Below are 15,517 nucleotides of genomic sequence, written 5' to 3' on the forward strand. Positions count from 1 at the left end.
TATAAATGATCCAGTCACTCAAGCCCAGGCTCTCATTCTGGCAACTATGGAATATGAGCTTCGGCTTTTTTGGCATTCAGTTTGGCTTTGCACTGCAAAACGCGAATACCAGCCGGATATTTTCGACCCTTGGAGCAACCCCAGACGACCTGCCGTTGTATTGGCTTGCAGCACCGGTAACAGGCTTGTTGGTACAACCTATTATAGGGTACCTAAGTGACAATACCTGGCATCCATTGTGGGGCCGGCGGCGGCCATTCTTTTTTATCGGTGCTGTACTCGCCGCCATTGCCCTGTTTCTAATGCCTAACTCAACCGTATTGTGGATGGCTGTGGCAGTTTTATGGTTGATGGATGCTTCCATTAATATCTCAATGGAACCTTTCAGAGCTTTCGTTGGCGACAAACTTAATCCTTCACAGCAAACAGCAGGTTTTGCGATGCAAACCTTTTTTATTGGTTGCGGAGCTGTGATTGCCTCGCTACTTCCAACCATGTTTTCGGAAATTTTCAATGTAAGTAATTCTGCCGCCGATGGCTCAATTCCGGACTCAGTACGCTATTCATTCTATATTGGAGGATTAATTTTCCTTCTCTCGGTGATGTGGACAGTATTCACTACTAACGAGATTCCGCCTAAAGATCTTGAGGCTTTCAAAGCGGAAAGAAGAGAGAAAGGTGGATTTACGAAAGCTTTTAAGGAAATCATCTATGGTTTTGGAAAGATGCCAAAGACAATGGTTCAGCTGGCTTTCGTCCAATTCTTCACCTGGGTTGCTCTATTCTCCATGTGGATCTATACTACCTCAGCAATTGCCGATAATGTCTTTAATACTACGGATGCTCAGTCGGCTGCTTACCAGGAGGCGGGAAACTGGGTAGGAACCATGTTTGCGGTTTACAGTGGAGTATCTGCGCTTGCTGCCTTCCTGCTCCCGGTTTTTGCAAGACTCACCAGCCGTAAATTTGTTCACTTGATTTGTTTGGTCATTGGAGGGCTGAGTTTAGCCTCAATATTTTTAATCACCGAAAAAGAGTGGTTGATGTTGCCAATGGCGGGTGTCGGGATAGCCTGGGCAAGTGTTTTAACTATGCCTTATTCTATTTTGGCCGGATCATTGCCACCAGAAAAGATGGGTTACTTTATGGGAGTATTCAATTTCTTTATTGTAATCCCGCAGATCGTAGGAGGTCTGGTGCTAGGCTATATTACCAGTAATTTTTTTGACGGTCATACCGTCAATACTTTAATGCTTGGCGGTTTTTGTATGATATTTGCCGGGGTGTTAACCTTGTTTGTCAGGGATGAAGCCGGAGAAATAAAAGAAGTGGTGCCGGCTCCACATTAATAATTATGGAAGAGAGTAAAGAACTGATTACGGATCAGATTGATGTAGATAAATTGGAAGAGGGTGTTCAGCACCTTAACAACCCCATTTTAAATCTACAACCCATTGTAAAGAAATACCTGACTCAAGTAAATTCGGTAAAACAGGAAGATAATATATTTTATTTTTCTGATGGATATGCCAAAGTAGAGGTTCGCGTAGTAAGCGACGAGATTATTCGAATACGACTTGCGCCCCATGGAGTCTTTCTACAGGACTTTTCCTACGCTGTAAACCAGCCGGATCAGAGAGTCACTGTGTTAAGTTTCGTTGAGAATGAAGCGACTTACCGGGTGTCGACAAACACCGTTACTTGTATTATCAGGAAAGAGGATTTCCTGATTTCATTCGCTGATAACCAGGACAAAGTAATCAACCGCGACCTTATGCCTATGCATTGGGAAGAAAATACCGAGTTTGGCGGCTTTTACGTCTACGCTACTAAGGAGTGTACCGTTGGTGAAAGCTTTTTTGGTATGGGTGATAAAGCTACTGATTTCAACCTTCGGGGGAAACGCGTCCACAACTGGAACACCGATGCCTATTCTTTTTCAAAAGGTCAGGACCCGCTCTACCGGTCGATCCCTTTTTATATCGGGTTAGCCGAAGATACCAGTTACGGTATTTTTTTCGATAATACATTTCGTACCCATTTCGATTTTGCTCAACAGGAGAGTACCAAAACAAGCTTCTGGGCAGATGGGGGCGAGCTTCAATACTACTATATTCACGGTCCGCACATGATGGACGTGGTTAAACGTTATAGTTCTCTTACGGGTACTCATCCTATGCCTCCGAAGTGGGCGCTGGGATATCATCAGTGTCGATGGAGCTACTACCCAGAATCAAAACTTAAAGATCTTGCTAAAAACTTCCGTGACCGCAAAATTCCCTGCGATGCCCTTTACCTGGACATCGACTATATGGATGGTTACCGTTGCTTCACCTGGAATAAAAAGCATTTTCCTGATCCTAAGCGAATGATTAAGGAGCTTTCTGACGATGGCTTCAAAACCGTCGTAATTATTGATCCAGGTATTCGCGTGGATGATAACTATTGGGTTTTTAAAGAAGGTAAAGCGAATAATTATTTCTGCCGCCGTAGTGATGATTACTTCATGGAAGGTCATGTTTGGCCCGGCCGTTGTCAGTTTCCAGACTTCACCAATCCTAAAGTCAGACAATGGTGGGGTGGTTTATTCAAAGAGCTGGTTGACGACGGTGTTGCGGGGGTTTGGAACGATATGAATGAGCCTGCGGTGTTTGGCTCAGGGACTTTTCCGGATGATGTTCGTCACCATTTCGACGGCATGCGTGGTTCGCATCGAAAAGCGCATAATGTTTACGGAATGCAAATGGTGCGCTCGACGTATGACGGACTAAAAGCTCTTCAAAAGAATAAGAGACCCTTCACAATTACCAGAGCAGGCTATTCTGGTGTCCAGCGGTATACTTCGGTTTGGACAGGCGATAATGTTGCCTCATGGGAACATCTTAAACTTGGCAATATTCAATGTCAGCGGCTTTCCATTTCTGGTATCTCTTTTTGCGGAACCGATATAGGTGGGTTTAGCGGAGAGCCTGATGCAGAGTTATTTACGCGCTGGATCCAACTCGGTGTATTTTCACCGTTGATGCGAGCACATTCCGCCGGCGATACCAAGGAAAGAGAGCCCTGGAGCTTCGGCCCTGAGTTCGAAGCGATAAATCGAACATTTATCGAACTAAGATACCGGCTGCTACCTTATATTTATTCAACCTTCTGGGAACATCACCGTCATGGCTTCCCGATTCTGAGACCGGTGGTAATGCATGAGCAGGAAAACGCTCTGAATCATCACCGCGAAGATGAATTCAGTTTTGGTGATAAAATTCTTGTTGCGCCGGTCATGGAGCCGGACGCCGAATTCAAAAATGTTTATCTGCCCCAGGGTAAATGGTATCACTTCTGGACACACCAATTATTCGAAGGCGGGCAGGAACACCATGTTCACGCGCCTATAGAGAGCATGCCAATTTTTGTCAAGGCAGGTTCGGTTTTACCTGAATACCCAGTGATGCAGTATGTTGGCGAAAAAGAAATTGATGAAGTTTGGCTGAATGTATATTATGCGGATTACGAAGTAAACTCTTTCTTGTTTGAAGATCATGGAGACACTTTTGCTTATGAGCAGGACATTTACCTTGAAAAGAAATTTGTTGTGAAGGGCGACAATATCTCAATGATAATCAAACAGAACATTGAGGGATTATTTACCCCCAACTATGAGTCGTATGATTTCAATGTTATCGGTGTCCCGTTTACCGTAAGTCGGATAATGATCGATGGTAAAGAAATCAGTGATTTTCAGAAAGATGAGAGAGGGTGCCTGCGATTCAAATCCAATAAGAATTTCAAGCAAATACAGCTAACAAGCAAGTAAAAATAATTTATTAGGAATGCTAAATACCCTCCCCTGGAGGGTATTTTTTTGTTTTTGATCGTCCCTTCAGTCCAGGGCGGGCATCACTTCCTTAAAACATGGAGGAATGATAATTTATTAAGTCATATTCTCTTCCACGAAAACAATTATGCTATATTTATTTTAAGTGTACAGTCACATTCCACTCCATGGCGAAGGCAAAAACAATTAAAGGTTCCGAACCGAAAAAAACATCAATCGGTCAGGCCGCTAATACCCCAACACAACCGGAAATTCAGCAGAATACGAATGTCGGATTTTACTCACGTTTCACTGACTTTGATATAAGCCTGTTCAAGGCCGGTAAGCATTTTAAGCTCTACGAGAAGATGGGCTCTCATGTGGTCGAGCATGGAGGAGTAAAAGGAACATACTTTGCAGTGTGGGCGCCAAATGCACGTTCAGTTTCCGTTATGGGTAATTTTAATGGGTGGGATAAAACAACTTTTCCGATGAATGCCCGCTGGGACGGCTCAGGGATATGGGAAACATTTGTTCCGGTGATGGGTAACGGCGAGATTTACAAGTATTTCATACGCTCAACCTCAGGAGAAGAACTCGAAAAGGGAGACCCTTTTGCATTACGCTGGGAAGAAGCTCCTTCAACGGCTTCCATTGTTTGGGATACCTGGTATGAGTGGAAAGACCAGGAGTGGATGAAGGTCAGGCAGCAAAAAAATGCGCTTAACCAGCCAATGTCTGTTTACGAAATGCACTTTGGTTCATGGGCACGTAGTCTCGAATCTCCCGAGGAGTTTTTAAGTTACCGGGATATGGCAACCAGGTTAGTTCCATATCTTGTTGAAATGGAGTTCACCCACGTGGAATTTATGCCGCTGATGGAACACCCTTTTGCACCTTCCTGGGGTTACCAGATAACCGGCTACTTTGCAGCTTGTTCACGCTTCGGAACCCCACAAGATCTTATGTTCCTGATAGAGGAACTTCACAAGAGTGGAATTGGTGTCATCCTCGATTGGGTTCCTTCTCATTTTCCCGGTGATTCGCATGGCCTTTATAAATTTGACGGAACGCATTTGTATGAGCATGCCGATATGCGGAAGGGATTCCATCCCGACTGGAAATCTTACATCTTTAATTACGGCCGTAATGAAATACGGTCATTTCTGATCAGTAATGCCATCTTCTGGCTGGATCGTTTTCATGCCGATGGTCTGCGAGTGGATGCGGTGGCTTCGATGCTTTATCTTGATTATTCCCGAAATGCGGGTGAGTGGATTCCTAACGATTTCGGCGGGCGCGAAAATTTGGAGGCTATCAGCTTTATGAAGGAGTTTAATGAGGCAGTATACGGCGAATTCCCCTATGTCCAAACGATTGCGGAAGAATCAACTGCTTTCCCGGGTGTCAGCCGACCGGTTTACCTTGGCGGTCTGGGTTTCGGTATGAAATGGATGATGGGCTGGATGAACGATACACTAAGCTTCTTCGAGAAAGATCCATACTTCAGAAAACATCATCATAACCGTATCACTTTCAGCACGGAGTATGCGTTCACCGAGAATTTCATGCTGCCACTGTCTCATGATGAAGTGGTTCATGGTAAGGGCTCCCTACTCAATAAAATGCCGGGCGACGAATGGCAAAAATTTGCTAATCTGCGTCTTTTATTTGCCTATATGTTTACACATCCGGGAACCAAACTTATGTTTATGGGTAATGAGTTTGGACAGGGTAGAGAGTGGAATCATAATTACTCCCTGGACTGGCATGTTCTTGAACATGCATCTCACCAGGGTGTTAAAGCTTTTGTAAAAAGTTTGAACCACGTTTATAGAACTGAACCTGCTTTGTACGAAAAGAGTTTTACCTATGATGGATTTGAATGGATAGAGGGCGGTGACGCTGATAATTCAGTATTGGTTTATTCGCGAAAAGGGAATAACGCAGAGGATGACCTGGTAGTAGTAATTAATCTTACACCCGTTCCCCGTCCTGCGTACCGCACGGGCTTGCCGGCAGCTGGTGAATGGAGCACGATTCTGAATTCTGATGACTTAAAGTATTATGGTAGTGGTATGGAAATTCAGCAAAGTCATAAATCTGAACAAATAGCATGGCAGGGGAAAGCACAGTCTGTATTGCTTGATGTTCCTCCCTTAGCTGCGGTGATTCTGAAGAGGGGATAGTATCAATTATAATTTAATCTGAGAGTAACTGTAAGATCACAGATCTGCGACGGGATTCCACAACATTAAAATCTTGCTGAACCATTATACGAGATCGCTTTCCCGGCTTGCCCAATAACTAGTTTACCCTTATGCCTTAAGGCAACGAATTTACCGTCAGAAACAACGGCTTGTGTAATCTCTTCCGAGGATCTGTCTTCAATAGGTTGGTCAACCGGATCTTCCCGTCTATGAGATATGTTATTTTCGAGAAGATCCGATATCGATACACTGGACATATCCCGGGAATTTTTCAACCATATGGTATCATCCATTACCGCTAATGGAGTCGAACCATCGGTTAAAGGAAGTTCTGCCAACGGAGATATCCAACGCTGATACACTTGTGGTGTGTCTGTTTCTGTCCGAACATTTCCTTCAACCTGCAGCGTTTCATCAGCATCGGTAATTACCTGCGCAAAGATAGCCCCATCTTTAACATTGGCGAAGCCGAGATCACGTGTCCCGGCGGGACCCACTGCACTGAATCGAATTCGACCCTCAGCAGCTAAGCCCGATGTGATTACGGTCCACTCACGTAACGCAGGCAATCCGTAACTGTCAAAAGGCGGATCAACAAGCCAGTCAAGATTAAAAACTCCCATGCCCCAGCGATCGCTGATAGCCATACACTGAGAAATGGCAAAGGCTTTTTTGCTTGTGAAGCTTGTTGCAGGTTTCTCCGGAATTACTCCCAGATCGACCCATCTAACACCAATATTGCCTGTAATGAAGGCAGAGGAGCTGAGTCCTGTAACCTGGGTTACACCCGCAGGAAGCTCAAATATAATTTCAACAGTATGCAACCCTATTCCATTATTGGTTGACTCGACACGGGCATTCCATGCTCCGAGAGGCTCAACCAGGATTCCGGGGTCAATTTTTATTTGAAACGATCGTACTTCAGCATTAACGTGTAGTACCGGGCCAGCAAAAGTGGTGTGAACGTTCTTCGTTTTGCAATCAAGGCGGTTTACCCAACGCGGATTTGTAAGATAGAAAGAGACGGAAGGAATGCCAACTACCTTAACATTTCCCAACACGTGAAGCCCGTCTCCCGCCACCAATGCTTTGGTAATTGTCGCAGTGAAAAGATCGCTTTTAGGGACAAATAGCGGGGAAAAAGCTAGATACTTCACAAAGTCGTCTCCCCTATCAATTTCTTTCAGCTCCCCGGGTGCTGCAAGTGCCTCTTTAATTGCGTCGTTCACCATGTCTTTGACAATACCAAAATTCCCAAAGAAGCCTTGTGGGTCCCAGCTCACCGTAGTAATCGCTTCAAGCCCGTTTGGAGGTTGCGGGACATTAAAATGGGTTTCCGCCGTTACCTTTACAGAAACATCAAACCCAAGCGGAATGGCATCTACTGCATTGATCTCCACGTTGGAAAAAGCATGCGGAGGATTAGTGGCCCAGTTGGGAGAAGCCCGCTCGGTTAGTTCAAGTACCGGATCTGATGATCCGGCGATAGAAGCCTCCACAACCGCATTTATAGTTTCCGAGAGTTGATCGGCAAACAAGTTTCCATCAGCGAAAAAACCCCAATCCAAACCTTCTAACTTGTTTGAAACAGGTCCTTCCACAAAATCATCCGGTTTTGTCGAAAACCTGAAAGCAACAACTTCTGAACTTGAAACTAACATAAAGTTGGCGATATTGAAACCAATGTTACCAAAGGAAACAATACTTGCTGCCAAAACAGGCTGATTGCTGTTTCCAAGTTTGAGAGACTTTGTCCAGGCCTGTAACCGCGGGTTAGGCGGAGTGCTTCCGTCTCCGGTTAAGGACAGCTCAAAAGTGATCTCACAAGGCAGCTGCTGGGTGACAGGTGGTTTCAGCGACCCGGCGTTCTTCGCGTCTGTCAAGGTTGTATGGTGCTGTAGAAAGCTGATTTTCAGGTCTAGTTTTCCAACCCGTTCCTGATCATCTGTAGTATCTACTGCATCCAGAATCTCAATCTTTTCAAGAATGCGGTCAGGTGCTAATTCCGTAAACAGATTTCTTGGTATTTCCTGTCGGGAAAAGTTAGCTTTCAGAATTTCCAAAAAACTGCCTTTTTCAAATTGTACCTCGATGATAGCCATGGGACAATATTTAGAAGAAACTCAAATTTAACGCTCTTTCTTTCTCGTTCCTATATTATTCAGCTGAAGAATATTAATTGTGTCAGTATGTGATACAAATAGGGGGTTTTGTGAATCAGATTTCATAGTTATTTCACAGTTGCTAACAATTTGAAAATCAGGTATTTTAACGCTGATTATTTGACATACCTAACTGTAAATTGATTAGGCTAAAAGCTCTTATTGATTTAGAGAAACATGGAAGTTGGAGAGAAGATAGAATCAGGGGGAACGCAAATAGACGACTTTCCTCTTTTTGCTCAGGAAATTCCATTGCTGAGAGATGTATTACAATTATATCTTCAACTGAAGCCCTTACTACCTATCATTGAGCCCGGTGATCTAAACAAGCTTAATGAAATGGCTATAGAGTTTAGGGATCTTCGCATTCCGGTAAAGATCTTTCAGGAAGCTCTTCCCCAATTTTTATTTCCGGTGGATAATAATGCAAGCCTGATCAGGCGGCTGCATCAGGTGGTTCAATTAGTCAATCCACTTTGGGGATATTCGTCTGATAAAAAGCAAAATATTAAGATGTTAAGTGACCGTAATTTCGCAGCATTTTTTAAGCAGTGGGCTAACCGTTTTGGCATTCCGCCCGAAAAATATATGGTAGCATAATTAAATCAATAAGGATATGATAATAGGAATTGTAGTTAGTTCGGTAGATGGTACAGCGCTGGCCGGCTGTTCGGTTTCTCAAAAGGGCACTTTAATCACAACCACCACAAATGCGTCAGGAGAATGGCAACTCGATCTCCCGGTTGGTACTACCATAGTGATTACAGCTCCTGGTGGATATAAGCAAGCTGAAATAATAGCCCAGGAAAATAACAGAACAGTTTTGCAGAAAGAGACCGGTACAACTGGTAATCATTGACACTTGGATATGCACCAGGTCGACCTATTCAGCTTTGATCTGAGGAAAGAGCAGTTGAACAAGTTGTCTGCTCATTTCGATGTCAGACAGGGAACACTTGAACAAAGGCAGCGGGCTTATTTTAAGAAAGGGCTTTATAATTTAAATAAACTCAGGGACCGCAATCTGATTTCAACTGAAGCAATTGATTTGTTCAATTCGGATCTCACGCTGCCGGAAAATCGCATGTTCCATAAAGTGCCGGGCGCAGCCTTTTTTTCGGTAGCCCGGGCTGTGGCGATGGAAAAAACATTCTTCTCCGACAGTAGTGACGACACCGTTCAGCTTGCAATGCTGATGAGCATTTTTACCAATCTTTATGATGAAGTTATTGATGAGGCACCCCACCTATTGACATCCTCCGAAAAGGATTGGATGCATGAAGTTATGTTTAACCGACGCTGGGTTTCATCTGATCCTCCAACTGTTCCTGACACGCAGCAAAGTCATCCTGCGGTACGTATTTTATTGGAAGTGATACACTCCATCATTTCATTAGTAACCAGCCAGGCAGTCTGGCAATCCGACAAAGTAGTAAGAGGCGAATTTGAAGCAGCCTCAGCAGCAGCTTTCTTTGCAGAAAATGAGAGCGGAGAAATACCGGATTTGCATCACATACCTTCAGATATTCATTTGCTGGGCGAAACTCTGCGGTCAAAATCAGCCAATTGGGCATGGGCTGTGTCTCTTGCACCTTTTTGCATTCATGGATGGCCTCCTCACATTGCTCCTGAACAGCTTCGTCTGATAGCCCGAAGCTTAGGCACATTTGGTGGCTGGCTGGACGACTTGTCGGATATAGAGAATGATTATGTATCCAATAGATGGAGCAACGTATTTGTTGAGCTTTATAAGCTTTTGTCATTTTTGCCGGTGGCAAACACGGATTTTCCAGCCATTATTCGAAATTGTTTGTCGGACGAGGCTGTAGTGCGACATTTGGTAGCTATTGGATGTACTTATTACTCTGATTTGATCAACGCTATAAAATCAGTAAGCTGCAATATGGAGCCGTTCAAGGAAATCACACATGATACAATATTGATGTTTCTTTCCCCTGACTGGAATAATAGCCTGTATAAGCAAGATCCGGTTAATCATGAAAACAATTTATGATGTTGCCATCATCGGATCGGGTTTAGCTGGTACAGCAGCAGCGATAACTCTTGGCAAATACAATCTGAGTGGGATAGTTCTTGAAAAAGGATTCCCTTACAAAGATAAAGCATGCGGAGATGCATTTATGCCGTCCGCCATTTCAATTTTAGAAGAATTAGGTCTGTCTGTAGCGGCATTTCTGACCATCGGAGGCAGGCCTTTTTACAATATAAAGCTGGTGGATGACTCAGACGTATTGTGGAATCATTCATTAAAACGGGAAACCGGCTGGATGTTACCACGGAGATCTTTGGATCAGAAACTAAGAGAGGTGGCCTCTAACTATTTGGGGCTGGAATACGGGTGCAGAGTACTGGAAGTTAAAAAGGAAACCAAATATTTTTCGCTGATTTTTGAGAAGGACAAGCGAATCAAGAGCATCCGCTCAGCCAGTGTGATTATTGCAACAGGCGCAGAAAATAGGTTTGCAAGAAATCTGGGTATTTGCGGGAAGCCTATAAATTCTGCATCTGTTTCTACTTATAGCACGTATGACTTGCCTTCCGGCGAGATCGCATTTGACCTTACAGACATTATTAGCAGGGGGTATGGCTGGTATTTCCCGATGAGTGTGCAATCTGTAAACATCGGGTTATGCTCGATGGGCGATATCCCTTTTAACCTAAAGTCTCTTGGTCGCCAATATTTGCGGAGTAAGGGCATTTATTCAGATAACATTAATTGGAGAGGAGGGAAGGGCCCTTTATGGAGTAATAGAGGTAGCATGTGGCATTCGGATCAGGGGATCATTTCTTGCGGTGATGCGGCTGGGTTAATAGATCCGATTAGTGGTGAGGGTATCACGGCTGCGCTTTATAGCGGATGTTTGGGGGCGAAAAAAATATATTCCTTTCTAACTAGTGGTGGTAATATTACACACTTACAGGAATATTCAAATGTTATTTTCAGTCATTTCTCCAATGCTTACAAATTGAATCTTCAGCGTTCTGTTTGGAAGGGCTTGTGTGGAATTTAGTATTTTAAGATTATTGGTAAATTATCAAACAAGCATGTTAACTCTGAGGGATTAACGCTGATAGCAAAGATCAGGAGGCTCCTCCGGAGCTGGGGAGGTATAGCCTGTAGTTCAAACATGGAACTACTCCCGAGCTGCAACCGCTTAATCGAAGTTTTCAGATTTTTACGCGTTATTCCTATCCGCTATAATGCTCCAGAGGAGCAATCTGTTTATGGAAGTCGACGAACGGATTGCCCGGCTCCAGAGGTGCCTCCTGCATGCGTTAATATCTTATGTGATAATCAATATAGGTTAGCCAGTCATGTATTTATCTAAGGAGCCGCATTGCATTTCTTGACCAAAAGTTTCAAGATTGATACGCAGCCGGAAAATTGAAACATTCCCAAACGAACCTTATCATTTTTTCTTGTAGTGTGCAGTGCATTTATCGCTTGATAACACCTTTCCAATTCATCCCATAGCCAAAGTTATAGGCACGGCTTTCACTGTCAACATGAACCCGCATATCAAGCTGAACATCTTCCAATTGTTGCTCTACAGTTTTCATATTCAATGGCATTTGGATTGGAAGTAGGGCGGAAGGCTCGTTTCCTCCGGATATAGTCTCCAACACAGCTTGATCCATTATCTATAATGTTTTCTGTATGCGGTTAGGAATCAGGCGAATTTGTAATCAAACATTAACAGATTTAAAGCTTCGGGGGATATTTACCAGAAACTAGCCTGCTTTGTGATTCGTTCGGGAATTGTTTTACCATCCTTAGATCAATAGCCATTTGGTCTGAGGATGGTCGAACATGAGCAGAACAATACTTTCATAAGTTCAATTAGAAATCATTATCCGACCTAAACAGGTCAGTCAGCAATACCTCTTGCTACTCTGATTACTATCACTAATTCTGACCGCATCGCTCATTATTATTTCTCAATAAACAATTAAATTTAATCCTTATAGAGTATAAACATAGCTCACGCTCCTTCTGTGTATTTAGATGAGCAGGATTAAAAGCAATACTGTGGGCGCGGGTATTCCAGCAAATTCCGACTGGTATTATTCAGTTAAGGTCGGGCATTTATATATATCGAATAATTAACTTTATAATATAGATGAACCATTCAGCAACATACTTATTCTTTACCGGAAAAGGAGGTGTAGGTAAAACATCGCTTGCATGTGCAACAGCCGTTGAAATGGCGGATGCAGGTAAAGTCGTGCTATTGGTGAGTACTGACCCTGCATCTAATTTGAAGGATGTATTAGAAAGTCCCGTTGATGAAAACATAAATTCAGTAAAAGGAATTGACAACCTCTTCGCGATCAACATTGATCCCGAAGATGCGGCTGAAGAATATCGTAACAGGGTGATTCGACCCTTGAAAGGTGTTGCTGCAGAAGAGGAGATTAAGAAAATCAGAGAGGATCTTTCCGGAGCCTGCACTACTGAAATAGCTTCCTTCGATGAATTTTCTCGTTTTGTGTCGGGTGAAACTGAAGCGGCAAAATTTGATGTTGTAATTTTTGATACGGCACCAACTGGTCATACTTTAAGGCTGCTTGAACTGCCGGCTGCCTGGTCAAGTTTTACCGATGAAAACCCCGATGGAGCTTCCTGCCTTGGTCCAACTTCTGCGCTTAAAAGTGGAAAGGAAAGGTACCACACGGTTGTGAATAGACTAAGAGACGAATCTCTGACCACCTTTTATATTGTTGCGAGGACTGACAAAGCATCATTAAAGGAAGCATCCAGAACCAGTAATGAATTACACGAACTTGGCATGAATAATCAACAGTTGTATATTAACGGAGTTTTTAAAGCGATGGGAACACGGGATGCACTCGCTAGTAAAATGGAAGCCATGGCCATTGACCAACTAAAGTCCATTCCTGCTAATTTGAAGTTATTGTCCTTACGAACATTTCCGCTTTTACCTTACAATGTGTTGGGAATTAATAAACTCCGTTCACTTTTTAATGTGGAGATGCAAAGGTCAATTGCCGCTCAGGATAGTTCAAAACTTGAAGTGGCTGCTCAGATATTACCGGGCATTGATCAGCTAACCGAAGAGCTGTTTGAGAATAAGCAAAACGGACTTATCATGACGATGGGTAAAGGAGGAGTTGGAAAAACTCTTGCCGCCTCGGCCATTGCGGTTACGCTTGCAAGAAAAGGCTTTGATGTACTATTAACAACTACTGATCCTGCGGCGCATATTCAGGATTTTATTGAGCAATTAGGCGAACTTCCGGCAACATTAAGTGTCGAGCGCATTGACCCTAAAGTTGAGACGCAACGCTATATTGAAAAGATTTTAGAGCATAAAGGCCAGGGGCAATCTGAAGAAGCCAAAAAACTGATTCTTGAAGACTTAAAGTCTCCCTGTACAGAAGAGGTTGCCGTTTTTCATGCTTTTTCTAAAGCCATCAGTATGGCAAAACGAAAGTTTGTGGTAATGGATACGGCGCCCACCGGACATACATTGCTATTGCTAGACACCGCCGGAAGCTACCATAGAGACATTATGAGAAACAATATGAGTTCGGTAGGAATCAGGACACCCTACATGTCGTTACAAGATCAGGAGTTGTCAAAAATCATTTTGGTTTCATTACCTGAAACCACACCCATGCGAGAAGCAGCGTCCTTACAGGACGATTTAAAGCGGGCGGGCATAAAACCTTATGCCTGGTTGATAAACCAAAGCCTCTCTATGATTTCGGGTATTTCCGACCCTACGCTGAAGAGTCGGTCTATTGCAGAAGTAGAAGTCATTGATACCATCAAGTCAACTTTCTCAGAACGGACTTTTGGAATTCCATTTATTGCGGAGAAGGATTTACTCCCCGCACTTTTAGATGGCCATCCTAACGTTATTGCGGACTTGAAGTAAGGAGAGAGCGACCCGGGCATTCGTCACTTGATTTTCACAACGGGATGGGTAGTAGAACCGTTTTTTCCCAATCTGAATACTTGTTCTTAAACTCCCGGAATTTGCCCGGATATTTTGCTTTCAGGTTTATTCGTTCGCCCGCATCTACATTAAGGTCAAAGAGATATTCCTCTCCTTCATCCTGTAAATATTTCCATTTACCTTCCCTGATCGCTTTTTGCTTGTTGCGCTGGAAGGTGCGCCAATAAAAGGTTCTCTTTATTTCCTTTCCCTGGTTACGGCAAATTGGGAGCAGATTTATGCCATCCAGTGGAAACTTAGGGTGCGGCTTTACTCCGGCAGCCGCAAGAATTGTGGCGGTCCAGTCCATGGTGATGATCGGCTGCCCGCTTGAGCCACCAGATGATATTACTCCAGGCCAGCGGATGAATGCAGGTACCCTGATCCCTCCTTCCCAGAGCGTAGACTTGGACTTGGCTAAACTACCATTGTTAGAATATCGTTCACCACCGTTATCGTTGGTGAAGATCACAATGGTCTCTTTGCTTAAACCCGTTTCATCCAATGTTTTCAAAACAGCGCCTACTCCGTCATCCAGGCTCTTCATCATAGAAGCATAGATTGCCGGTGATCCCCCGCTTCGAAAATTACTGGTATCAGCATATGCTTTATCGCCGGGACCTTGCCAGGGCCAGTGTGGTGCGTTATAATTCAGAGTAAGAAAAAAGGGTTTATCGTGTGTTCCTTTCAAAAATCTGATTGCTTTTTGAGAGAATAGGTCCGTGAGGTAGCCCTGCTCACTAATTGGCCTGGCGTTCTCATATAAGTCGGGTCTTCTGCCGTCGCCCTTATGGGAGATATAGTCTGCTGCGCCACTATGAATGCCGTAGAAATAATCATATCCATTTTTGACAGGACTATGCTTTGGTAAAAAGCCGAGGTGCCATTTACCTATTAAGACTGTTTCGTATCCGCCAGCTTTCATTAATGTGGCTACAGAAGGGGTTTCGGCGGTTATCCCGTAAGTGCTGTCTTTGGCAGTTGGTGTAAGGGGTTCTTTCAAGCCCACCGGTATGCGGGCTGGATAGCGGCCCGTCATGAAGCTGGCTCTTGTCGGCGTGCAGAGCGGCCCTGCTGCATAAGCTTGCGTAAACTTCAAGCCCTGGGAAGCGAGTTTATCCAGATTGGGCGTTTCATAACCCTTGTTGCCATAGCAACTCAAGTCTCCATAGCCCATATCGTCGGTCATGATGTAAATGATGTTGGGACGTTTTGGTTGGGCAACTGCGGAAGCCCCGATCGACAGGATGATAGCAAAAAAAACTAAGCTGCTGCTGACCTTCATTGGTATGATCTATTGTTTAAACAAAACGGAGTCGCACAATTGATAAGGAGAACAGTAATTTAACA

The 15,517-nt window shown here is 43.8% G+C and carries 11 protein-coding genes; 8 read left to right on the forward strand and 3 right to left on the reverse strand.

Annotation, left to right across the window (positions count from 1 at the left end; translation table 11 throughout):
- Positions 1 to 5 precede the first annotated feature (5 nt).
- The 3 genes from AC1MCB_RS00240 (at position 6) to glgB (ending at position 6,000) form a co-directional block, all read left to right on the forward strand.
- Positions 6 to 1,349 carry an MFS transporter gene (locus AC1MCB_RS00240; protein WP_479966739.1) on the forward strand — a complete coding sequence of 448 codons (1,344 nt, stop codon included), beginning with the start codon at positions 6 to 8 and terminating at the stop codon, positions 1,347 to 1,349.
- Positions 1,350 to 1,354: 5 nt separating this feature from the next.
- The gene (locus tag AC1MCB_RS00245) at positions 1,355 to 3,811 is read left to right on the forward strand and encodes a glycoside hydrolase family 31 protein (protein WP_479966740.1); all 2,457 of its coding nucleotides are present in this window, start codon (positions 1,355 to 1,357) and stop codon (positions 3,809 to 3,811) included.
- Between the two features lie 188 nt (positions 3,812 to 3,999).
- Positions 4,000 to 6,000, forward strand: coding sequence for a 1,4-alpha-glucan branching protein GlgB (glgB, locus tag AC1MCB_RS00250; RefSeq protein ID WP_479966741.1), 2,001 nt, complete (start codon positions 4,000 to 4,002; stop codon positions 5,998 to 6,000).
- 65 nt (positions 6,001 to 6,065) lie between these two features.
- On the opposite strand, the gene AC1MCB_RS00255 is transcribed toward glgB, so the two are convergent.
- Positions 6,066 to 8,123, reverse strand: coding sequence for a hypothetical protein (locus AC1MCB_RS00255; protein ID WP_479966742.1), 2,058 nt, complete (start codon positions 8,121 to 8,123; stop codon positions 6,066 to 6,068).
- 237 nt (positions 8,124 to 8,360) lie between these two features.
- Here AC1MCB_RS00255 and AC1MCB_RS00260 point away from each other — a divergent pair, with 237 nt between their 5' ends.
- The 4 genes from AC1MCB_RS00260 to AC1MCB_RS00275 are packed head-to-tail and all read left to right on the forward strand — an operon-like array spanning position 8,361 to position 11,215.
- Positions 8,361 to 8,783: a hypothetical protein gene (locus AC1MCB_RS00260; RefSeq protein WP_479966743.1), complete on the forward strand. Its 423-nt coding sequence runs from the start codon at positions 8,361 to 8,363 to the stop codon at positions 8,781 to 8,783.
- Between the two features lie 16 nt (positions 8,784 to 8,799).
- The gene (locus tag AC1MCB_RS00265) at positions 8,800 to 9,042 is read left to right on the forward strand and encodes a peptidase associated/transthyretin-like domain-containing protein (protein ID WP_479966744.1); all 243 of its coding nucleotides are present in this window, start codon (positions 8,800 to 8,802) and stop codon (positions 9,040 to 9,042) included.
- Positions 9,043 to 9,051: 9 nt separating this feature from the next.
- Entirely contained in the window at positions 9,052 to 10,197 is a 1,146-nt protein-coding gene (locus tag AC1MCB_RS00270) for a hypothetical protein (RefSeq protein ID WP_479966745.1), read from the forward strand.
- On the forward strand, positions 10,181 to 11,215 hold the full coding sequence (locus AC1MCB_RS00275; RefSeq protein ID WP_479966746.1) for an NAD(P)/FAD-dependent oxidoreductase: 1,035 nt from the start codon (positions 10,181 to 10,183) through the stop codon (positions 11,213 to 11,215). The genes AC1MCB_RS00270 and AC1MCB_RS00275 overlap by 17 nt, the downstream gene beginning before the upstream one ends.
- A gap of 427 nt (positions 11,216 to 11,642) precedes the next feature.
- Here AC1MCB_RS00275 and AC1MCB_RS00280 read toward each other — a convergent pair whose 3' ends face one another.
- Positions 11,643 to 11,843 (reverse strand): hypothetical protein, encoded by a 201-nt coding sequence (locus tag AC1MCB_RS00280; RefSeq protein ID WP_479966747.1) that lies wholly within the window; start codon positions 11,841 to 11,843, stop codon positions 11,643 to 11,645.
- A 482-nt stretch (positions 11,844 to 12,325) separates the two neighbouring features.
- On the opposite strand from AC1MCB_RS00280, the gene arsA reads away from it, so the two are divergent.
- A complete protein-coding gene (arsA, locus tag AC1MCB_RS00285) occupies positions 12,326 to 14,107 on the forward strand; it encodes an arsenical pump-driving ATPase (protein ID WP_479966748.1) in 1,782 nt (593 codons plus the stop codon).
- A gap of 34 nt (positions 14,108 to 14,141) precedes the next feature.
- Here the strand turns inward: arsA and AC1MCB_RS00290 are convergent, their stop codons facing one another.
- Positions 14,142 to 15,452, reverse strand: coding sequence for a sulfatase-like hydrolase/transferase (locus AC1MCB_RS00290; RefSeq protein ID WP_479966749.1), 1,311 nt, complete (start codon positions 15,450 to 15,452; stop codon positions 14,142 to 14,144).
- Positions 15,453 to 15,517 lie beyond the last annotated feature (65 nt).

The sequence above is a fragment of the Daejeonella sp. AP26 genome (genome assembly GCF_056680515.1).

Coding starts and splice junctions, on each gene's coding strand:
- AC1MCB_RS00245 (WP_479966740.1), top strand. CDS start 1,355: ATGGAAGAGAGTAAAGAACTGATTACGGATCAGATTGATGTAGATAAA.
- AC1MCB_RS00275 (WP_479966746.1), top strand. CDS start 10,181: ATGAAAACAATTTATGATGTTGCCATCATCGGATCGGGTTTAGCTGGT.
- AC1MCB_RS00265 (WP_479966744.1), top strand. CDS start 8,800: ATGATAATAGGAATTGTAGTTAGTTCGGTAGATGGTACAGCGCTGGCC.
- AC1MCB_RS00290 (WP_479966749.1), bottom strand. CDS start 15,452: ATGAAGGTCAGCAGCAGCTTAGTTTTTTTTGCTATCATCCTGTCGATC.
- AC1MCB_RS00255 (WP_479966742.1), bottom strand. CDS start 8,123: ATGGCTATCATCGAGGTACAATTTGAAAAAGGCAGTTTTTTGGAAATT.
- arsA (WP_479966748.1), top strand. CDS start 12,326: ATGAACCATTCAGCAACATACTTATTCTTTACCGGAAAAGGAGGTGTA.
- AC1MCB_RS00280 (WP_479966747.1), bottom strand. CDS start 11,843: ATGGATCAAGCTGTGTTGGAGACTATATCCGGAGGAAACGAGCCTTCC.
- AC1MCB_RS00240 (WP_479966739.1), top strand. CDS start 6: ATGATCCAGTCACTCAAGCCCAGGCTCTCATTCTGGCAACTATGGAAT.
- AC1MCB_RS00270 (WP_479966745.1), top strand. CDS start 9,052: ATGCACCAGGTCGACCTATTCAGCTTTGATCTGAGGAAAGAGCAGTTG.
- AC1MCB_RS00260 (WP_479966743.1), top strand. CDS start 8,361: ATGGAAGTTGGAGAGAAGATAGAATCAGGGGGAACGCAAATAGACGAC.
- glgB (WP_479966741.1), top strand. CDS start 4,000: ATGGCGAAGGCAAAAACAATTAAAGGTTCCGAACCGAAAAAAACATCA.